The organism is Sulfuricurvum sp. (genome assembly GCF_022759005.1).
Taxonomy (GTDB): Bacteria; Campylobacterota; Campylobacteria; order Campylobacterales; family Sulfurimonadaceae; genus Sulfuricurvum.
Map to the genome: position 1 here is coordinate 1 of NZ_JAEMQA010000050.1, position 20144 is coordinate 20144.

General features: G+C 45.3%; 25 protein-coding genes. 11 read left to right on the top strand and 14 right to left on the bottom strand.

All coding sequences use genetic code 11. The features are described from left to right. A partial coding sequence (locus JHC35_RS02985) for a hypothetical protein (RefSeq protein ID WP_295041895.1) occupies positions 1-1210 on the bottom strand: 1210 nt, incomplete at its 3' end. A gap of 268 nt (positions 1211-1478) precedes the next feature. On the opposite strand from JHC35_RS02985, the gene JHC35_RS02990 reads away from it, so the two are divergent. After that, the gene (locus JHC35_RS02990; protein ID WP_295041896.1) at positions 1479-2771 is read left to right on the top strand and encodes a DEAD/DEAH box helicase; all 1293 of its coding nucleotides are present in this window, start codon (positions 1479-1481) and stop codon (positions 2769-2771) included. 105 nt (positions 2772-2876) lie between these two features. Here the strand turns inward: JHC35_RS02990 and JHC35_RS02995 are convergent, their stop codons facing one another. The 4 genes from JHC35_RS02995 to JHC35_RS03010 all read right to left on the bottom strand — a co-directional run bounded on the left by JHC35_RS02995 (position 2877) and on the right by JHC35_RS03010 (position 5566). Beyond that, positions 2877-4481, bottom strand: a complete 1605-nt coding sequence (locus JHC35_RS02995) for a methyl-accepting chemotaxis protein (protein ID WP_295041897.1) — start codon at positions 4479-4481, stop codon at positions 2877-2879. A 116-nt stretch (positions 4482-4597) separates the two neighbouring features. Next, positions 4598-4738 (bottom strand): hypothetical protein, encoded by a 141-nt coding sequence (locus tag JHC35_RS03000; protein WP_295041898.1) that lies wholly within the window; start codon positions 4736-4738, stop codon positions 4598-4600. 36 nt (positions 4739-4774) lie between these two features. Further along, the gene (locus JHC35_RS03005) at positions 4775-4996 is read right to left on the bottom strand and encodes a hypothetical protein (RefSeq protein WP_295041899.1); all 222 of its coding nucleotides are present in this window, start codon (positions 4994-4996) and stop codon (positions 4775-4777) included. A 42-nt stretch (positions 4997-5038) separates the two neighbouring features. Further along, a complete protein-coding gene (locus tag JHC35_RS03010) occupies positions 5039-5566 on the bottom strand; it encodes a transglycosylase SLT domain-containing protein (protein ID WP_295041900.1) in 528 nt (175 codons plus the stop codon). A 261-nt stretch (positions 5567-5827) separates the two neighbouring features. On the opposite strand from JHC35_RS03010, the gene JHC35_RS03015 reads away from it, so the two are divergent. Beyond that, entirely contained in the window at positions 5828-6343 is a 516-nt protein-coding gene (locus JHC35_RS03015; protein WP_295041901.1) for a hypothetical protein, read from the top strand. A 3-nt stretch (positions 6344-6346) separates the two neighbouring features. On the opposite strand, the gene JHC35_RS03020 is transcribed toward JHC35_RS03015, so the two are convergent. Together JHC35_RS03020 and ppa are read right to left on the bottom strand one after the other, a co-directional pair. Next, positions 6347-6646: a hypothetical protein gene (locus tag JHC35_RS03020; RefSeq protein WP_295041902.1), complete on the bottom strand. Its 300-nt coding sequence runs from the start codon at positions 6644-6646 to the stop codon at positions 6347-6349. 6 nt (positions 6647-6652) lie between these two features. Next, positions 6653-7174 carry an inorganic diphosphatase gene (ppa, locus tag JHC35_RS03025; RefSeq protein WP_295041903.1) on the bottom strand — a complete coding sequence of 174 codons (522 nt, stop codon included), beginning with the start codon at positions 7172-7174 and terminating at the stop codon, positions 6653-6655. A 157-nt stretch (positions 7175-7331) separates the two neighbouring features. On the opposite strand from ppa, the gene JHC35_RS03030 reads away from it, so the two are divergent. Then, positions 7332-7640 (top strand): hypothetical protein, encoded by a 309-nt coding sequence (locus tag JHC35_RS03030; RefSeq protein WP_295041904.1) that lies wholly within the window; start codon positions 7332-7334, stop codon positions 7638-7640. 11 nt (positions 7641-7651) lie between these two features. Then, entirely contained in the window at positions 7652-9484 is a 1833-nt protein-coding gene (locus JHC35_RS03035; RefSeq protein WP_295041905.1) for a biotin/lipoyl-containing protein, read from the top strand. Positions 9485-9503: 19 nt separating this feature from the next. Here the strand turns inward: JHC35_RS03035 and JHC35_RS03040 are convergent, their stop codons facing one another. Then, positions 9504-10499, bottom strand: a complete 996-nt coding sequence (locus JHC35_RS03040; protein WP_295041906.1) for a chemotaxis protein — start codon at positions 10497-10499, stop codon at positions 9504-9506. A 96-nt stretch (positions 10500-10595) separates the two neighbouring features. On the opposite strand from JHC35_RS03040, the gene JHC35_RS03045 reads away from it, so the two are divergent. From JHC35_RS03045 to thiS, 5 genes are read left to right on the top strand one after another with little or no spacing between them, the layout of a single operon-like run. After that, on the top strand, positions 10596-12335 hold the full coding sequence (locus JHC35_RS03045; protein WP_295041907.1) for a molybdopterin-dependent oxidoreductase: 1740 nt from the start codon (positions 10596-10598) through the stop codon (positions 12333-12335). Beyond that, on the top strand, positions 12332-13507 hold the full coding sequence (locus JHC35_RS03050; RefSeq protein ID WP_295041908.1) for an aspartate aminotransferase family protein: 1176 nt from the start codon (positions 12332-12334) through the stop codon (positions 13505-13507). Before JHC35_RS03045 ends, JHC35_RS03050 begins: the two co-directional genes overlap by 4 nt. Positions 13508-13515: 8 nt before the next feature. Next, positions 13516-14505, top strand: coding sequence for an SAM-dependent methyltransferase (locus JHC35_RS03055; protein WP_295041909.1), 990 nt, complete (start codon positions 13516-13518; stop codon positions 14503-14505). A 2-nt stretch (positions 14506-14507) separates the two neighbouring features. After that, complete coding sequence (locus tag JHC35_RS03060) at positions 14508-15023, top strand: ankyrin repeat domain-containing protein (protein ID WP_295041910.1); 516 nt, start codon at positions 14508-14510, stop codon at positions 15021-15023. Positions 15024-15031: 8 nt separating this feature from the next. After that, positions 15032-15232, top strand: a complete 201-nt coding sequence (gene thiS / locus JHC35_RS03065) for a sulfur carrier protein ThiS (RefSeq protein WP_295041911.1) — start codon at positions 15032-15034, stop codon at positions 15230-15232. A gap of 1 nt (position 15233) precedes the next feature. Here thiS and JHC35_RS03070 read toward each other — a convergent pair whose 3' ends face one another. Genes JHC35_RS03070 through fliL form a run of 3 tightly spaced genes read right to left on the bottom strand, consistent with a single transcriptional unit; the run spans position 15234 to position 16461 of the window. Further along, positions 15234-15524, bottom strand: coding sequence for a hypothetical protein (locus tag JHC35_RS03070; RefSeq protein ID WP_295041912.1), 291 nt, complete (start codon positions 15522-15524; stop codon positions 15234-15236). A 5-nt stretch (positions 15525-15529) separates the two neighbouring features. Then, positions 15530-15892, bottom strand: a complete 363-nt coding sequence (gene acpS, locus JHC35_RS03075) for a holo-ACP synthase (RefSeq protein ID WP_295041913.1) — start codon at positions 15890-15892, stop codon at positions 15530-15532. Further along, a complete protein-coding gene (gene fliL, locus JHC35_RS03080; protein ID WP_295041914.1) occupies positions 15889-16461 on the bottom strand; it encodes a flagellar basal body-associated protein FliL in 573 nt (190 codons plus the stop codon). Before fliL ends, acpS begins: the two co-directional genes overlap by 4 nt. 112 nt (positions 16462-16573) lie before the next feature. Between fliL and JHC35_RS03085 the strand changes: the two genes are divergently transcribed. After that, on the top strand, positions 16574-17368 hold the full coding sequence (locus JHC35_RS03085) for an ABC transporter permease (RefSeq protein ID WP_295041915.1): 795 nt from the start codon (positions 16574-16576) through the stop codon (positions 17366-17368). 11 nt (positions 17369-17379) lie between these two features. Here the strand turns inward: JHC35_RS03085 and JHC35_RS03090 are convergent, their stop codons facing one another. The 3 genes from JHC35_RS03090 to radA are packed head-to-tail and all read right to left on the bottom strand — an operon-like array spanning position 17380 to position 19720. Continuing rightward, complete coding sequence (locus JHC35_RS03090; protein ID WP_295041916.1) at positions 17380-18060, bottom strand: carbonic anhydrase; 681 nt, start codon at positions 18058-18060, stop codon at positions 17380-17382. Continuing rightward, a complete protein-coding gene (locus JHC35_RS03095; RefSeq protein WP_295041917.1) occupies positions 18051-18323 on the bottom strand; it encodes a hypothetical protein in 273 nt (90 codons plus the stop codon). The genes JHC35_RS03090 and JHC35_RS03095 overlap by 10 nt, the downstream gene beginning before the upstream one ends. Positions 18324-18367: 44 nt before the next feature. Beyond that, a complete protein-coding gene (radA, locus tag JHC35_RS03100) occupies positions 18368-19720 on the bottom strand; it encodes a DNA repair protein RadA (RefSeq protein ID WP_295041918.1) in 1353 nt (450 codons plus the stop codon). Positions 19721-19928: 208 nt separating this feature from the next. Between radA and JHC35_RS03105 the strand changes: the two genes are divergently transcribed. Next, positions 19929-20129: a hypothetical protein gene (locus JHC35_RS03105; RefSeq protein WP_295041919.1), complete on the top strand. Its 201-nt coding sequence runs from the start codon at positions 19929-19931 to the stop codon at positions 20127-20129. The last annotated feature ends 15 nt before the right edge of the window (positions 20130-20144 follow it).

The following is a 20144-nucleotide window of genomic DNA, read 5'->3' on the forward strand; positions in this document are numbered from 1 at the left end:
AAAACTTCTTCTCGTTGCTTTTTTTGAACACTAATGATCCCCCTTCCAGTTGATCCCATGCAAAGGGAAAATAGATCGAGGTTGAGGAGCTGAGATGGGAGAGCATTTGATGGTAGTCGATTTGGGTGAGGAGTTTATCGGTCTGTTCCAGCAGTTTCGGGGCGGCGGGATCGGTAGATCGACTCAGCTCTTCATGCAGAGAGAGGAGATTGGATTTGAGATCTTCTGCCATCGATTCTTTGAGAAAAGTCTCGGTAAGCAACTCTTTAGGATGGGTGAATTCTCCTAATTTGGCTTTGATAGCCGTGAGTTCTTTGCTCACATCATTTTGATCGATGGCTGTATTGAGCTGGGTTGTGAGTGTTTTTACCTCTTTGAGGGGGGATGTGTTGAGGTTTTTGAGCAGTTTTTCGATCGAATCAAGCAGTGCATTGGTCTTGGGGGCTTTGCTGGAGAGGAGTGTTCCATACAATTCGGACAACGTGGTTTTGATCTCTGGCAGTATGGTTTTAATTTCGGGGAGTGTGGAGAGTTGATCGAGTTTTGCGGCCAATACGGCAACCTCTTTGGAATATAGGGGATCGGTTTTGGCGATGAGCGATTGAATGGTCTCGGTGATTTTTTTGATCCCATTGGTGAGCTGGAGAGCGCTTTGCGGATTCGTGCTCGCTGTAGGCAAAGTGGGATTGGAGAGTAAAGCGGCGACATTGGTGTGGAGTGCTTTGGCTTCGTTGGTCGGTATTTTGGTGAGGAGCGATTTGAGTGTTTCGAGATTGTGTATCAGATCAGGTACTTTGTTGAGGGCGGCGGCAATTTTGGACTCCATTAACACACCGCTCGATGCAATCTGAGTTTTGAGATTTTGGGGATCAATGGCGGTAACGTTTTTGAGAAATTTTTCTAATACGGTCCTATTTTGAGCCATGTCAGGGGATGTTTTCATCTCTTTGAGAAGCGATTGAAACGTATCGGTGAAACTACCCATATTTTTAAATGCAGAGGAGTTTTTGAGCAGATCGAGCAGTGTTTGATCCGATTTGGAAGCGGTGGTTTTATCCTGAAAAACGGAAGTGAGGAGCGATTTGATGTCTTTTCCCTCTTTGAGGGTTTCAAGCTGTTCTGGGGTGGCATTTTTGATTGCATCGGCAAGGGCTTTATTCGTGTTGGGGAGGATAATATTGAGCCGCGCTTCCGGAGTTAAGTGTATCATGGGGAAAATGATAACATAGAATAATTTTATTTGGTTGAGATGTGAATAGGTCATGCGTTTCACAGTGTAGGAGATAAAACATGCAGTTTTTGTGGCATAAGGGTGTTTATCATTGGTATGCTATAATAGCGTACTTATTTGCGCCTACGGTTGGCGCGACTACACGAACTTGCCCTTAACTGCACTTTCACCCAAATTTTTTTCCATTTGCCTAAAACCGTCCTCAGTTGCGACTTTGGTTGGGCAGAACCACCAAAGGACTCTTTTTATGACATTCTCCGATTTAAACCTCAATACGTCATTGCTCAAAGCAATCAATGATCAAGGCTACACAACGCCAACACCCGTCCAAGCTCAAGCCATCCCTTATATCTTGGAAGGGCGCGATATGCTTGCGGGTGCCCAAACCGGTACGGGGAAAACGGCCGGATTTACGCTACCGCTTCTTCAAATTCTGAGTGATAAAAAAACCAGCAAGCCTCACCGAAAAATCCGTGCCCTGATCCTCACCCCTACGCGTGAATTGGCGGCTCAGGTGGGAGAGAGCGTTAAGCTTTACGGCAAATATCTTCCCCTCAAAAGCGCTGTTATTTTCGGCGGAGTAGGGATTACTCCCCAAATCACGATGCTTCGAAACGGGATCGATATCCTCATCGCCACTCCGGGGAGATTGTTGGATCACATAGGGCAGGGGACGGTTGATTTGAGTGGTGTCGAGGTATTCGTATTGGATGAAGCCGATCGAATGCTCGATATGGGATTTATTCGCGATATTCGCCGTGTGATTTCTATCTTGCCAAAAGGGCGTCAAAACCTCATGTTCTCGGCGACTTATTCCGATGAGATCAAAACTCTTGCCAATACATTGCTCCATACTCCTGCAGAGGTCGAAGTGGCACGCCGCAATACCTCCAGCGAATTGGTGAAGCAAAGCGTTATCTTGGTTGATTGCAAACGAAAAAGTGCTTTGTTGGGCGAACTGATCAGCAAAAACAAATGGGAACAGGTACTCGTCTTTACCCGTACCAAACACGGGGCGAATAAACTGAGTGAGTATTTTCAAAAAATCGGAATTACCGCAGCGGCGATCCACGGAAACAAAAGTCAAAGCGCCCGTACCAAAGCCCTCGATGATTTCAAAAAAAGGACAATTCGGGTATTGGTTGCAACCGATATCGCCGCGCGCGGGATCGACATCGATGCCTTGCCGCATGTGGTCAATTTCGAACTTCCGAACATTGCCGAGGATTATGTTCACCGAATCGGGCGGACAGGACGTGCCGGATGCGAGGGGGAAGCTCTATCGCTGGTGTGTGTCGATGAAGCCGACTATCTCAAAGGGATCGAAAAACTGATTAATAAAAAACTCGATAGTCGAATTATAGAAGGGTATGAACCCGATCCGTCCATCAAAGCCGAACCGATTCAACGTGGTCGCGGTGGCGGTAGCGGTGGAAACCGTGGCGGATCAGGCGGAGGAAATCGGAGTTCTAAGCCGGCTCAAAAACGTGAGGGCGGACGGCATGAATCATCGCGTCGTGATAGTAGTCGCCGATATTAAAATTGTTAAATTGTATATATTTACGTATTAAATTGGAAAAATGTAGCATTTAATGAATGAATTTATCTTGGAAAATGAGAATTTCCCCAAAGGGGAAAAAGAGGTTTATGTTCTAAATACGGCGATTTGAGCGGTGAGTTGTTCCGTCATTTGGTGTAAATGCTCAGCGGCAGCGGCGATCTCTTCGACACTTCGTGCATTAGAGGTTGAGAGTTCGTTGATATTTCCAATTTTATGAATGATCGATTCGGTCGTTGTCGCATTGGCTTGGGTATCATTGGAAAGTTTTTCGATAGCATTGACTGTATCCGCCAATGCGTTTACCGCCGTTTCGGTATGGCTATCCACTTCCGCGGAAGCTTGTACTAGACTTTCGATTCGCGCTGTGTTATGGTTCATCTGATCGGTAATGTCGTTGATTGACTGAACGATGACATTGACTGTCGCATTGGTCTCTACAAGACTTTTTTGAGTTCGTTCTGCAAGTTTGCGTACTTCATCCGCAACAACTGCAAATCCGCGACCGTGTTCACCCGCGCGCGCCGCTTCGATCGCTGCATTAAGGGCAAGAAGATTCGTTTGATCGGCAATGTCGGCGATTACCGTGAGGACTTGTTTCACTTGTGACGCCTCTTGGGAGAGGGAGTTGAGACGATCGTTGATCTCCCCTTCCATCTGTACCGTAATAGAGAGCTGTTCGATCGTATTGTGGAGTGCCGATTGTGCCTCTTGGAGATTTTCACGGGCACTGAGAGCTTTATTGCGTACACTTTGCGCTTCGAGCGCAGAGGCTTTCATCGCCTCTTTCATCTGATCGGATTCGAGTGTTGTTTGTGTGACGATTTTTGCCTCTTCTTCAGCGGCTCTTCCGATAGAGAGGGTTGTCGCGGATAACTCAGTGGAAACAGAGAGATTCTCGGCAGATGCGGAGCGGATCCCTTGGAACGCTTGGCGTAGAGTATTAACGAGGTCATTCATGTTGCGGCTCATTTGGGCGAGTTCATCGTTCCCTTCGATTTTTGTGGTGTGGGTGAAGTCTCGGTTTTGCGCAACGATACGAATGGTATCTTCCAAACGTCCGATAGAGCGTGTGATAGTTTGGATAATGAAATAGAAAGTTCCCATCATCACGATAATGCTCAGGACTACAATGACTTCCATGGTCGTTGCATTGGAATTTAATCTAGCGAGGTCTTTTTGCTCCATCGTTTTTACCAAATCGAGTTCATCTTTAATAATTTTTTTATGAATAGCGGCAGATTCTTTGGTAATTTTAGCCAATAGTTTTCCATCCGATGTCTCGGCAAAATCCTCGTGAAGCGTTTTTTCTTTGTACTTAGAAAGGATTTCAAGACGAGGTTTGTTCATATTTTCCCATGCATCAAGATTCAATTTCATCTGGGCAAGACGATCTTTATTCTCCTGGGATCGTGTCGTAGCTGCAAGGGAATCAATAGCTTTAGCTAATTTTTCAACCCGTGTATTATATTCATCCAATTTCTCTTGGGTAAAGAGGAGCTGATATCCTCTAAGCTCCATCATTGCACCGTTGGTATGCGCTCGAATATCCCCTAACAAAACCATACGTTCGGCTGTTCTGGCCGCATCTCTATTGTTGGAATAAGCCAAATATCCTAACATGACGAATGTCATAAAGCTGATAGCCATTAATGCGATCAGTTTCCCTTTGATGGTGGCTAAACTTATCACTGAATCTCCCTATTCTTCGGATTTTTAAAATCTTATCACATTTCCTATTAATTTAATGATCCGAAGAGAAGTTAAGTGATACCCGTTATTTAGTATGGGCAATTGAGTAACAGACATTAGAAGGATTTGAAATAGGCTAGCGTTTTTGGGAACTCTCTTTTGGTTGACGATCGGTCGCATTCATGGGTGGTGCTCTCCATTACATGAACGACATTTTCGAGTTCACGGTAGAGTTTTTCGTCTTTGGCTTGGGGCATAAATTTGTGGACGCGGATACGGCAATTTTCAAAAGGTTACTCTTCTTTTGGTTTTACTTGCTTGGGTTGCTGCTCTGGAGGCGGTCTTAGCTGGCTGTCTTTATACATTTTTGAGAGCTTTTGAAGCTCGGAATCCATCGTTTTTGGTGGAACCTTCGGCGGATTCAGAGGGAGGATAAAAGCTAAGAGGATAAAAACTAAGCTAAAAATAACGCCACTTAATAGCGCTAAAATGACTTTGAGTTTTTCATCATCCATAATAGCCTCCTTATTTTTGTATGGGAGCATTATAGCTGAAAATTATGACAGCTTTCCTGCGGAAACGAGGTGGTTAACTACGTCCATATTTTTCATGACGCGATTATAGTAGGTATAGTTGGCGGTTCCGCCGTTGTATCCGCTGATGGCACAAAAGTGATCCAAGCGTTGATTTTGAAGCAAAACGATGTAATGCGCTGCGACTTGTGCCGAGAGTCTAACATCCCCCAAAAGGCGTGCGGCGAGTTGGATGTCGTTGAGTTTATTAAGCCATGAAAGTTTTTTTACATTTTGGGAGACATGGCGTGCGGTTGCGACTTGAATCTGCATGGGACCAAGTGAAGCTTTAGTAAACGATTTTTTGTGCTTAAAATCTCCGATCGTATATTGACCGGCATCGCTTTCGGTGATACAGATGGCACTGAGAGTATTTTCATACGTTTTACCGTTTTTATCCGGAATTGATTTCGCAACATCACGGACAGTCTGTAAAACATGGAGCTGTTTTTTAGTCATCGGATCAGCAAAAAGAGACATTGCAAATAGTAAAATGAGTGAAAGAAATTTCAAAATTTACTCCTCAAAAATGGAATGTGAAATTTTAGGGTACTGGGAAAGATATAACAATGGTGTTAACTTTTTAAATGAATCAGTTAAGAAAAAGTAATAGAAAATGGGGGTATTCTACCGCATGTCGGGAATCCCTTGATTAAGATTAAGCAAAAATACGGTTGTGAACCGTTTTTAAATGTTAAAAATATCCCTGTTGATTTAAGTTTCAGGGTAAAAATTTTTCTAAAAGTATCAAAAAAAAGGAAAAAAATAACGTACATGAGTAAAAATGAAACAAAAATTGTCCGATTACTATTTTTCATTCTCGCAATTGCCCCTTTACATGCTGAAATAACAATTGGCTTACTCTCTTCTATTGAAAGCAATGCCAAACAGACGCTTCTGTATCAAAATCGGGTAATTCCATGTGAGCCTTTCGGTATTGTTACGCTTGAAAAAATGGTTCAAAATGGAGCATCGCCTCAGGAGTGTAAAAAGGCGGTAGAAACATTTTATGCCTCTCACCCCCATCGACGACAATTTGCCCGCGAACATTTGATTTTACAGCAATCGTATCATTATGAGACCATTCCCGAAGGGTGTGTCCTATATGCCAACGGTACCGAAACCTACAGTGAAATGCTTTTGCGAAACGGCTTGGCATTGGTTGATCCTGCATTTGATCAAAACGAGTGGAACGCAAAACTCAAACGAGCTGAAGCAGGTGCTGAAAAAGAGAGTCAAGGACTTCACGAAACCTTGATTCGGAAATGGTGTATAAAAGAGGAGAAATGAGTGTTAGCGACGCTCATCGTTTGAGGTGAGATAAATCCAGTACTCTTTATGGCTTTTCCCTTGATCGAGAAAATAGAGCTGCAATATTGCAACCCGATAGAGGGTAATCATCATTTTAGCGTAAGGAAAAGCAAGGGAGAGCCCCAACCACCACGGTTGGACACGGTCTCCTTTTGAAAGCATCATCTCTTCGACGCCGATATTTTTACTCAGGTAAAGTCCAAATGCGATGGAAAATACAAAATTGAGTATCAGTCCAAAAATCGCATAGGCAAAAAAATCGGGAGAGTCGAAATCGATCATACTGGCTTACTCTTTATAGTTTTTGATAGCGTCTTCAAGGATTTTGGTAGCGGCCGCTTTGTCTTCAAACCCTTTTACTTTTACCCATTTGCCCGGTTCGAGCATTTTATAGGTTTCAAAGAAGTTTTTGATTTTTGCCAACGTATGTTTTGGAATATCGTTTAGATCTTGGATCTCTTCGAATGTCGGATCAATTTTTGATGTCGGAACGGCAAGCAATTTTTCATCGATACCGCTTTCATCTTCCATAATCAATACACCGACAAGACGGCAGTTGGTTACACACCCCTCAACCATCGGATACTCGGTAAGGATTAAGATGTCGGCTGGATCACCGTCTTGGGAAAGAGTTTTGTTGACAAAACCGTAGTTTGCAGGATAGTACATCGCCGAGTGCATCACACGATCAAGTACCAAAGCACCGCTCTCTTTTTCTACTTCGTATTTAATGTTTGAACCGCATGCGATTTCGATAATCGCTTTAACTTTATCAGGGTTTTCGCCGTAACCGATTTTACTAAGATCCATAAGATACCTCTGTGTATAAAATAGTGAGGCGGATTGTAACGAAAGAAACTAAAAGGTTCATTGAAAAAAGGCTCAGTAAATCTATTTTAATGAACTTTATACTAAAATAGGGCATCGTGTAAAGATTACGCGTGCAAACTAAATCAGGGGGTATCGAATGGCATTACTCAAAAAAGTAATGAACTATTTGACAATGTTTCAATCCAAAAATGCCCCGGAATCTCAGAACTTTGCAAGTGAAGCGGCGATTGCGTCATCAGATGATCGTGCAGAAGGTGCGAAAGTAGCGGCAATTGCTGCGGCATTGCATCACCACGATTTGGAAAACAACGATACGCGAGCAAAAGTAGCGGCGATCGCGGCTGCGCTTCATCATCATGAACTTGAAAATTCACAAAACGGTGGATTATTAGGAATTGCGGCTGTTATAGCGGCAATCCATCACCGTCATAATACTAAGAAGTAGGGATTACGTACATGGCAAAAAAATACATCGATGTGATGGACACTACGTTTCGTGACGGGTTTCAATCCGTTTTTGGCGGACGGGTGTTGATGGAAGATTTCTTCCCTGCAGTCGAAGCGGCCAAAGAGGCGGGAATCCGACATTTTGAATTTGGAGGCGGTGCCCGTTTCCAAAGCCTTTTTTTCTATTTGAATGAAAATGCATTTGATATGATGGATCGTTTCCGCTCTATCGTAGGTCCGGATGCGAATCTTCAAACCCTTGCACGCGGTGTTAATACCGTTATGCTTGATACCGGAAGTCGAGAAATGGTCGACTTGCATGCCAAAATGTTCAAAAAACACGGGACAACTACGATCCGTAACTTTGATGCACTGAACGATGTTGAAAACTTGAAATATTCGGGTGAGCGTATCGTTCATCACGGATTGAAGCACGAAGTGGTTGTAACCATGATGGATCTTCCTCCAGGGTGTGTCGGAGCGCATGACGTTGCGTTTTATGAAAAAACGCTTCGTGAAATTTTGGATTCGGGTATTCCGTACAGCTCAATCTGTTTCAAGGATGCAAGCGGAACATCAAGCCCGCAAAAAGTGTACGAAACACTGCAAATGGCTCGCCGTTTGGTTCCTGAGGGGACACACCTTCGTCTGCATACCCATGAGACAGCGGGTGTGAGTGTCGGATGTTACCTTGCGGCATTGGATGCAGGGGTTGATGGTATTGATATGGCGGCGGCTCCGGTGAGCGGCGGTACATCACAACCGGATATTTTGACGATGCTTCACGCGGTAAAAGGGAAAAACTTTGACCTCGGCGGACTTGATGTCGAAAAAATTCTCAAATACGAAGATGTTCTTCAGGAGTGTTTGAGCGACTACTTTATGCCGCCGGAAGCGACGCAGGTTTCTCCGTTGATTCCGTTTTCTCCGATGCCGGGGGGAGCACTGACTGCGAATACGCAGATGATGCGTGACAACAATATGCTTGATCGCTATCCGGAAGTTATCCGTGCGATGCGTGAAGTGGTTGAGAAAGGGGGATATGGAACGTCTGTTACCCCAGTTTCGCAGTTTTACTTCCAACAAGCCCTTAATAATGCGTTGATGGGGCCATGGAAAAAAATCGCACCGGGTTATGGGAAAATGGTATTGGGTTACTTCGGTAAAACACCGACCGAGCCAGATCCGGAAGTCGTCCGTATCGCTCATGAGCAACTCAAACTTGAGCCGACAACCGAAAATGCGATCGATATTGCCGATCGTGACGAAACCAAATCAATCGCCTATTGGACTAAGCGTTTGAATGACGAAGGGATTGAAGCTACCGATGAAAATATTTTCATCGCTGCTTCATGCGATGTCAAAGGGATTGCATTCCTCAAAGGGGAGGCAACCGTAAATGTCCGAAAAAATAGCCCGAAAACGGCAGAAAACAATCAATCAAATCAATCACAACAGGAGAATCTTCTTATGGCAAACGGAACATACACAGTAATCGTAGACGGACAATCATATAACGTACAAATCGTAGGCGGAAACGCAACCGTCGTTCAAGCTGCACCTGCAGCGGTAGTAGCAGCGCCGGCAACACCTGCGGCGGCGGCTCCAGCAGCAGCACCTGCTGTAAACGCAAACGCTATCTGTGCGGAACTTCCGGGTTCAGTATTCAAACTCGTTGCTGCAGTTGGTGACAGTGTGAATGCAGGTGACAAGATTATGATTCTTGAAGCGATGAAAATGGAGATTGACATTGTTGCTCCGCGTAACGGAAAAGTGACTTCTATCAATGTTCAAGTGAACGATAAAATCGAAGCAGGCCAAGTATTGGCGGTAGTCGAGTAAGTTCTCTTCTTACTCTCCCTTAATGGGGGAGTAACTTTCCTGATTCTGCACCCATCTTTTCTACAATAAGAGCCAAAATATTTTCACTTTTTGTTTTGTCGATAAACCCGTCTGCTCCCAAGCTGGACGCTTCGCGTTTATTGTTATCCCCAGTCATTGAGCTGTTAACGATAATCGGGATTGATTTGGTTTGCGGATTCGCTTTGAGGCGCTGGATTACGGTAAACCCTGACATCTCCGGCATCTCAATATCGGTAACGATGGCTGGTATCGCTGCTGGATTAGGGTGTTTGGCAATGAAATTGAGCAAATCGCGTCCATTGTTAAAAATCTGATAATCGATATGGGCGTGTTCGAAAATTTGTCGTAAATGGTGCTGAGCCGTTTTGGAATCTTCGGCGATCAGAACGACACCGTTTTTGAGCTTATCCGGAATAACGAGATTTTGGATTGCTTTTGATGTCGCATCGACATTGACCATCGCTTGCGGGATGACATCGGCCAAAAGTTTTTCGTAGTCGAGGATCAAACATAAACTCCCATCATCGAGACGTGTATCGTTGACCACTAGTCCATCATCTCCGAGACGGTAGCTGTCCGGCGCGTGCATTTCGTGCCAGTTTTTCTTGACGACGCGGTAGGCAAACATAATCCGTATTCCGATGATGATGCCGTTAAAATCACAGATGAGAAGATTAGAGGCTTTGCGTTTCTCATTTGAGAGCTCTACACCGAGCCATTTTGGAAGATTTAAAATAGGGATTTGAAGTTCGCGCAAAACGATGGTTCCCTCCAACAGAGGATGGGCTCCTGGAATTTGGGTGAGGTGGTGGCGTTTGGATTCAACGACTTCACGGGTTTTAAAAACATTGATAGCATAATAAGGTGATTCTTCTGCGGAATCGATTTTAAAAACCAACAGTTGAACTTCATTGTTTTTGGCCAGATTGGTAGCAGCATCAACGTGTTCTAGCAAAGACATAGTGACCTCGAAATATTTATATTCTTTAATCATATCTAATTCAGGGGTTTTTTTTACTAAAAACGTAAGGGTGTGATAGGTAAAATGTGGCAATCATGTTCAATAATTGCTAATTACGAAAGAAAATTGATGGAAATAAATCCAACCACAGCCTGTCCTCTTGATTGTTACGATGCCTGTCGTGTCGTATTGGATGAAAAAGGGAAACTCAAAGGGGACAAAACACATCCCGTTACACGAGGGTATTTGTGTCCGAATCTCAACCATTTTCATGAGCAGATCCGTCTAAGTGTACCCACTTATAAAGGGGAAGAGATTTCAATGGAATGCGCTGTTGAAATACTCACGAATACCTTGAATACAACCAAGCCAAGCGAGACGCTCTATTATAGAGGAAGCGGAAATGTGGGGATGATGCAGCGCTCGGTTGAGCATTTTTTTGCCTCATTCGGTGCGGTTGGGACTTCGGGAAGTTTGTGTGACGGAGCGGGTGAAGCGGGAATCATTGCCGGACGTGGCAACAATGAGATTCTCTCACCGCAAATGATTGAGAAAAGCGAGGTTGTGATTGTCTGGGGGCGTAATCTTCATACGACCCATTCGCATCTTCTCCCGTTCTTAGAAGGGAAGATCATCGTTGTTATTGACCCGGTGAAAACGTATATAGCCGAAAAAGCGGATTTGCATATTCAGATCAAACCCCATTGCGATTTGCAGTTGGCATTGTTGTTAAGCCGTTTTGCATTAATCGAGGGATTGCACGATGAAGCGTTTTTGGAAGCGCATGCAAGCAGTTATAACGATTTCTATGAATTGAGCCAAGGTCTCCGAATAAAAGCGACACTCGATGCGATTGATGTTTCTTTGGGGGAAATCGGGACGGTTTTGGAACTGATGAAAGGAAAAAAAACGCTCATTCTTATCGGTGTCGGTGTTCAAAAATACCGAAACGGTGCGGACGTAGTGCGTGCGATTGACGGATTCGGCGCCATTATGGGGCTGTTCGGCAAAGAGGGATGCGGGGTAAGTTATTTAGGAAACTCTCTGCAAGGGGTTGAACTTCCCTTTAAAACGATTTCGAAGCGGGTGAGTAAGCCGAGTGTTGATTTTTCGAAGTATAATTGTATTTTTATTCAAGGATCCAATCCTTTGGCGCAGATGCCCGATAGCAATAGAGTCAGAAAATCGTTTGAAGATTCAGAACTGAGTGTCTATTTTGGTTTATACGAGAATGAAACTTCCCGTGCGGCAGATTTGGTGATTCCGGCGAAGAGCTTTTTGGAAAAGAGCGATTTTCGCAGTTCATACGGTGATTATACGTTTCAAGAGATGCCGCAACTGTGTACGAGTGAGATCGGTATCAGTGAATACGCATTGACAAAACGCTTGTGCGATGCGTTTGGTATCGCGTTTGAGAGTGAAGAGTATTATTTGGATTTTTTTCGGCGTCAAATTGATGTTGAATCGGGGGTAGGGTATCGTCATTCGCGACCTAAAATCCCCTACGAAGAGGGATTTGAAAACGGTGAATTCGAGTTTTTGGAGGAAATCGATTTTGGCAATGATACGACCGAAGGGTTTTATCTCATTACGTCGAAGCACTCAAAAGCACTTAACTCACAGTTCAAACGTCCAGAAGGTGTGTATCTCCATCCTGAAGCCGGATTTGAGGAGGGCGAGACACTTACCCTTTCGTCTGCGTATGGAAAGGTGGATATGATCGCACACTACGACACAAGGCTCAGGCGAGACTGTATTTTGATCTATTCGGGGACCCCTAATGTGAATGTACTCACACCCTCATTGCTCAGCTATGAAGGGGAGAGTGCGGTGTATCAAGAAATTAAAATAAAGGTAACAAAACAATGACACAAAATTTTGAAAACTATGTATTACCGACCTACGGACGACAAAACGTCAGTTTCGTATCGGGGAAAAATGCGACGCTGATCGATTCGGAAGGGAAAGAGTATGTCGATTTTGCCGCAGGGATCGCCGTGTGCAGTGTGGGGCACTCCAATGATCGCCTCACCAAAGCGATTTGCGATCAAGCAAGCAAAGTGATCCATGTCTCAAACCTCTACTACATCGAGCCGCAAGCCGAGTGTGCACGCCGTATCGTAGAACTCAGCGGCTATGACATGAAATGCTTTTTCGGTAACAGCGGTGCCGAAGCGAACGAGGGGGCGATCAAAATCGCACGCAAATACGGAGAGGTAGAGGGACAACCAAAACGCTATAAAATTATTACCCTCGATCACTCATTCCACGGACGTACCATTACGGCGCTCAAGGCAACGGGACAAGAGTCGATGCACAACTATTTCGGTCCGTTTCCAGACGGATTCGTCTATGCCAAAAATATCGATGAGATTGAATCGCTGTTGGACGATCATACGGTAGCGGTGATGATCGAGCTCGTACAAGGGGAGGGGGGAGTTCAGCCCCAAGATCGTGCCAAGGTGCAAGCATTAGCGGCACTCCTCAAATCGCGCGATATTTTGCTGATGGTGGACGAAGTTCAGACGGGGATCTATCGCACGGGTGAGTTTTTGGCATCCAATCTCTATGAGATTGAACCCGATGTTATCACCTTGGCAAAAGGGCTGGGCGGCGGTGTGCCGATCGGTGTGGTGATGACCGGCAAAAAAGATATTTTTGCTCCGGGTGACCACGGTTCGACCTTTGGCGGAAACTATCTCTCAACCGCAGCGGCAAATGAAGTACTCGATATTCTCGAAGAGCTAAAAGGCAGCGGCGAACTCGATGAACATCTTCTCTATTTTGAAACAGCATTGGCGAAATTTGCTTCATCCCATCCGGCGATTTTTTTAGAACACGTCGGGCTTGGGATGATGCGCGGACTTCGTGTGTGTGATGCGGATACGCTGGGTAAAGTGATCAATGCCGCACGTCAAGCGGGAGTGATCGTCCTCAAAGCAGGACGTAATACGCTTCGTTTCTTGCCGCCGCTCACCATTACCAAAGCCGATATTGATGAGGGGTTTGTCCGTCTTGAAAAAGCGATCGCGACACTCTAAGGAAATACGTGCAATTTAGTCATTACATGAACGATTGGCTTTATGGAGCCGATGGGTATTATGCCACGTATCGCCCGATCGGAAAGAGCGGGGACTTTTACACGGCGGTGAGCACCTCTAAATTTTTCGGGGGGGCGATTGCCAACCATATCCTCAAGCGTCTTGATGAGGGATTTTTGCGTCCCGATTCGCTGATCTGTGAGATCGGTGCTCATCATGGCTACTTGTTGGCGGATATTATCGAGTTTATCCATACCCTTCGTCCACAACTGCTCCAAACGCTCCGTTTCGGTATCGTAGAACGGTTCGAAAATCTAAGAACGGCACAGAAGCGCTATTTTGACGAGTCGTTCGGCAATGCGATCGTACTGGAACACTATAGTGACCTTGCGGAGCTGAATGAAACGTCTACCTTTTTTGTTGCGAATGAGATTTTTGACGCATTCGGATGTGAACTTTTTTACAAAGGGAAGATAGCCCGCGTCGAAAACCATGAAATTATTTTTGATGTCGACGATCCTAAAATTACGGCATTGGCTGAAAAATATAAGCAAGATCGAGGGGAAATCACATTAGGATACGAATCGTTTGCCGAGGCGATGAAACACTCTTCGAAACGTTTTGAATTTATGAGTTTCGATTACGGGGAGTTGGAAGCACGGAGTGATTTTTCGATCCGCGTTTATCAAAACCACCAAACCTTTCCTCTGTTTGATGAAGCGCTGAACCGCTCCGAAGCGTTCGGCAAAAGCGATATTACGTACGATGTGAACTTTGAGCATGTCAAAGAGGCGTACGAGACACAAGGGATCACCTGTGTGCAGTATGCGACACAACTGGTGGCATTGGTGGAGATGGGGATTTTAGACCTCTTGGCGATACTAAAAGAGCATGCAGGGGATGAGATTTATACCCAAGAGCTTGAAAAAGTGAAAATTTTGATTACCCCCTCGTTGATGGGAGAACGGTTCAAAATGATACGGTTTGTTCAGGAATAATAATGATACGTTTTTTTCTTTTCTGCTGGTTTGCCGTCGTATCTGCTTTCGGCGGTGTTTTACACGATGCGGCGTATGAGGGGGATGGAGAAAAGATCAAAGCTTATATGGCGTCCAAACATGATGTCGATGAGCAAAACGCGGCGGGATTGAGCGCACTCCATGTGGCGATCAAGATGGGTGATCTGAAAATTGCGCAGTTGCTGCTCGATAACGGTGCAGATATTAATGCGCAGGATTTTAACGGCTATACCCCTTTGATTTTAGCGGTCAAGATGCGTAATCTGGAGTTGGTGACGTTTGTCGTAACGCACGGTGCCGATGTCAATCTTGCGAACAAAGACGGTGTTACTCCGCTCCATCAAGCGGCGTTTAGCGGGAATGAAGCGGTGGTTGATTTCTTGCTCAAAGCCAAAGCTGATCCCCACCTCAAAAATAATGACGGTGCAACCGCGTACGATTTCGCGATCGCCAAGAAAAATTTTCAAATCGCACAATTAATTCGAATGTCGATGTAGGAGAGGGTATGCAGATAAAAGTAAACGGTGAAATGAGAGAGATGGCGGAAGGGTCGAGTATGCTCGATCTAATTCGCTCATTAGGGGTGGAAGAGCGTGTAATGGCCTCGGCGCTGAACATGGAGATCATCAAACAAGATGCATGGGATAAGACCCTCCTCAAAGAGGGCGATACGATAGAGCTACTCGATTTTGTCGGGGGAGGGTGATTTAGTTTTCACCATGTGTGGCGGCTAATAGCTTGTCGTATTTGGTTTTGAGGATCAGATACTCTTTGTTCAAATCTTCATACGCTTTTTTGTAATCGATGTCGTACTCATTGCCGGTAGTCTCATGCTGTGGCTGAGACGCTGATCCGTTCATGACAATATAGGTTACCTCTTTGCCGTTTTCCTCTTTGACGACCGTCGGCAACTCTCCGCTCATCGTTTTTTTGATGACATTAAATGTACTGATATGATGTTTGGATGCATATTTTTGAATGCTCATGAGTTCTTGCATACATATTACCTTATTAAGAGATAGGATTCTAACGCAACAACGGCAATCGCGTACTCACCGTCATGGGTGATCGAAACCGAGAGAGACGTGATTCCAAAGCGTTGTGTTACACTCTCGGAGAGGGAGATGATCGGTGAGCCTTTGGGGGTTTTAGAGAGGGTGATGTCATGAAAGCCGCAATCGCTGCCGATACCGCATCCGAGTGCCTTGGCGCACGCCTCTTTGGCCGCCCAAAAGCCTGCCGCGTTGCGATAATTTTTGATGAGAGTGATCTCAGTATCGGATAAAAATTTTTGAAGTCCCCGATCGCCGAAACGCTCCATAAGGCGTTTCATCCGGTCGGTTTTGATGAGGTCGATGCCGATCATTGCACCACGAAGTCGGTAAAGTAGACGTTTTTTACTTTGCCGTCTTTGAGACGCATGTTAAGTTCGTTCACGATTTGCTCTTTGAGTTTCTCTTTACCTTTCACGGTAGAGATCTCTTCGAGCGATTTCGAACTTAAAACGCGGATGATAATGTCACGGAAGACCGGTTTTTTCTCTTCCAACTCTGGAGAGAGCTCTTTTCCTTCCATCTCAAGATCCATTTCGCATTTGAGATAGCGGCGACCGCTCTCAGAGAGGAGGTTGACGGTAAACGTTTCCAACGGGAACATCAATCCCACTTCCGTAGAAGCTACTTCTCCGCCGTGACCTCCACCTTCAGCGGCTTTTTCACCTTCAGCCCCATGCGCTTCCGCGGCTACTTCGGTTTTTTCCTTTTTACCTGCTTCAGCTTCGGCGTCGTGATTGCTCATCATCAAAAAGCCGACAACCCCGCCGATGATCAAAATGAGTACGAGTACGGCAATGATAATAATGAGGAGCATATTCCCCGATTTTTTCTTACCTTCTTCTTCGTTATTTTCGTGTTCTTCTTTTTCTTTATCAGCCATCCATAGCTCCTAATAAAAGTTTGTTCTCTATTGTAGCGTGAAAGTGATGAATTTTGCCACGGCACTAATGTAAATTTTGGTAAACTTAGCGTATGAAAACGAGGATTTAAGTATGGTAGAGAAAATTTTAGGGTATATCGGGCGGCCATTTGTCCAATCGTATGAGATTGTAGAACGGTTCGGAATTTTTATTTTATTTCAAGTCAAACTGTTTCGACTCTATCCTCACATTCTCAAACGTCCCAAAATTTTACTGGGTCAAATCGAAACGGTAGGGATGGGGTGCATGGGAGTTATCACCCTGACGGCACTTTTTACCGGTATGGTGGAAGCAATTCAACTGTACAACGGGTTTCATCAATTCGGGGCAGAAAATTTTACGGGATACACAATATTTTATTCGATAACCCGAGAATTGGGTCCTGTTTTTGCCTCACTGATGCTGATTTCACGCTCTATCAGCGCGATGGCGGCGGAATTGGGGACGATGCGGGTAAGTGAGCAGATTGATGCGATCGATATTTTAGGGGTTGATTCCAAGGGGTATTTGATAACACCGCGTATTGTCGCTACGGTGATCTCCTTACCGCTGTTGGTCATTTGGTTCGATTTTGTCTCGATCAGTGCGGCATATCTCATTTCAACGGGTGTTTTAGGGATTAATCCGATTGCTTACCAAGATGTTTTGATGCGTTTGGGCGAATTTGATGATATTATGACCGGAGTTATTAAAGCGGCGGTATTTGGCTTTATCGTCAGTTCGATCGGAAGTTATATCGGCTACCACACGAACGGTGGAGCCCGCGGAGTAGGGCAATCGACGATTTACGCCGTTGTTTATTCGGCAGTCGCGATTTTTGTGGCTAACTACTTTTTATCGGCTTTGTTTTTGTACTTGGATATGTAAAGCGGGGAAAATCAATCCCCCAACTCACTTAGAGGGCGGAACTCATACGTATCGGGATCATAGTACTCGATAGCACCCGTCTCAATATCGTAGTACCATCCGTGGATAAAGAGTTTCTCCTCTTCTACCAGTTTTTTGACATACGGATAGGTGAGAAGATTTTCGATTTGGGTAACGATAGAGAGCCGTTCCGTAGCACGGAGCAACTCTTTGTGCGGAGCGTTTTCTCCTAATGCTACCATTGCCATCGATTTGGCTTTTTCTCCGAGGGTCAGCCATTTGGCGGTATGGATCATCGAGGTATCGCATGAGGATTTGTAGAGTGCTTCGATCGCACCGCAGTGAGAATGGCCGCAAATGATGATTTCGGAAACCTCCAAAACTAACACCGCATACTCGATCCCCGCCGCAGTGGAGTGAAAATCTTCATCGGGTTTATGGGGGGCGACGAAATTGCCGACGTTGCGGACGACAAACAGATCCCCCGGATTTGATTGGACAATGAGATCGGGGATAACCCGAGAATCGGAGCATCCGATGAAAAGTGCACGGGGATTTTGCCCCTCTTTAACGAGGTTTAGGAGCTGGGTTTCATGTTTTTTAAAATAGGTTTGTTGAAACGTTTCATTGCCGTCGGCAAACTCTTTTAGGCGCTGGACGCTTAGATCGGCGGCATTCTTGCTTAACGGCACGCTTCAATTCCTAGCTTTTTGATAATGGCATCGTATACTTTGCCCCCTTCTCGATCGCAATCGTCGTGATATTCGATCGTAATCATCCGTTTTCCCTCGGTGACCGAACCGCCGTAAATGTTCGGTTTTAGAGAGCACAGCGATGTGTACTCGGCAATCGCTTCTTCAATCATTTGGTGTTCTTCTTCAGTCGAATAGGCAAGTGAGAGCTTTGTGTATCGCTCTTCGGATTTATGATCAGCTACAATAGAACATACTGGCATAAAATATCCTTCGTTTGTAATGGGTAATTATACGGAAATTTTGGTTAAAACCACTCTAACAGCTTACTAACTTCGTCAATTTCGTAACATTTTATCGCGGTTTTCTCGATCGGTTTTTTCGGGATGAGGGCTTTTGTGATCTGCTGAGATGCTGCTTCTTTGAGGCGTTGATCGAGTTGATACACCTCTCGAATATCCCCTACGAGGGAGACTTCGCCGATAAAAACCGTCTCTTTGGAGATGGCGCGGTTGCGAAAACTGCTGATGATTGCGGCAAGAATCGCCAAATCGGCGGAGGTTTCGGTAATTTTGATTCCTCCGGTGATATTGATGAATACGTCGTAGCTGTTGAGGGGGATTTCGAGTTTGCGCTCCAGCAGGGCAAGAAGCATGTTGAGACGGTTGTTCTCAAATCCCGTCGCTTGACGTTTCGGATTGGGGGCGTGGGTATCGCTCACGAGCGCTTGGACTTCGAGGACGATCGGTCGTGTTCCTTCCATGATGACGGTGAGTGCCGAGCCACTTTGGGATTTTGTACGGTTGAAAAAGCGCGAGGAGAGATCTTTTGCCGAGACCAGCCCATCATGCCGCATCTCGAAAACACCGATCTCGCTGGTGGGACCGAAACGGTTTTTGAATCCGCGTAATATTCGGAGTTCATGTCCGCTATCCCCTTCGAAATAGAGAACTACGTCTACCATGTGCTCCAATACACGCGGACCGGCGATGGATCCCTCTTTGGTGATATGACCGATGATGAAGATGGCGATTTTCCGCTCTTTGGCGATCCGCATCAAATCAAAGGTGATTTGGCGTACCTGCGTCACCGATCCCGGTGCGGAGGCGATGGTCTCGGAGTAGAGGGTTTGGATGGAGTCGATGATGATGCACTCATAGGCGCGTTCATGCAGTTCTGCGAGAACCTGCTCCAACCGTATTTCGGCGAGGAGATAGAGGTTGTCAACATTGGCTCCCAGGCGGTTGGCCCGCAGTTTGATCTGTCCTTCGCTCTCTTCTCCTGATACATAGAGGACGTTACGGTTTTGTTTGGCGAGGTTAGAGCCGATTTTGAGCAAGAGGGTTGATTTGCCGACCCCGGGACTCCCTCCTATGAGGACAAGTGATCCGGGGACGACTCCTCCTCCGAGAACCATATCGAGTTCGGCATCGTCACTGCTGAAACGCTCTGTGTGTTCTTCGACGATTTGGGTGATCTCTTTGGCTTTTGTCACTCCTGAACCTGACGATGCAGAGGTGAGTTTGATGATCTCCTGCTGTTGTTCATTCAGCTCGACAAACGATTCCCATGCACCGCAGTTGGTACATTTTCCCATCCATTTTGGAGTCGTAAATCCGCAGTGTTGACATTCGAAGAGGATGTTTTTTTTCTTGGCCATAAATTAATGTTCTTTTGTGTATTAGGGTAGAGTATTTTTTTATTGTATCGAAGCAAACGTCAATTGCAGATTTAAAGAGGACTTTTCTGCTATTATTAAAAATATTTTTTAACGCGAAAGGATCGATTGTGCTAAATTTAGGGGATAAATAACTAAAAGAGGGTACCGTATAGAATCGGGAGTGATTTTAAAAAGTGCGAGGGTGTATATGGCAATTTTAAACCGTGAAATAGAATTTTTGGGGACGAGCGGAACGCAAACACCCGAGCAGGGAACGACAAGTATCCGTGTATCCAAACATTGCGTGATTGACGCAGGAAATCTCATCCGTCGGATGGGACGGGATATTTATGATGTTGAGCATATTTTCTTAAGGGCACCTCTAATAACCCCATTGGGAGTTAGCTAAAAGTACCCACTTGAT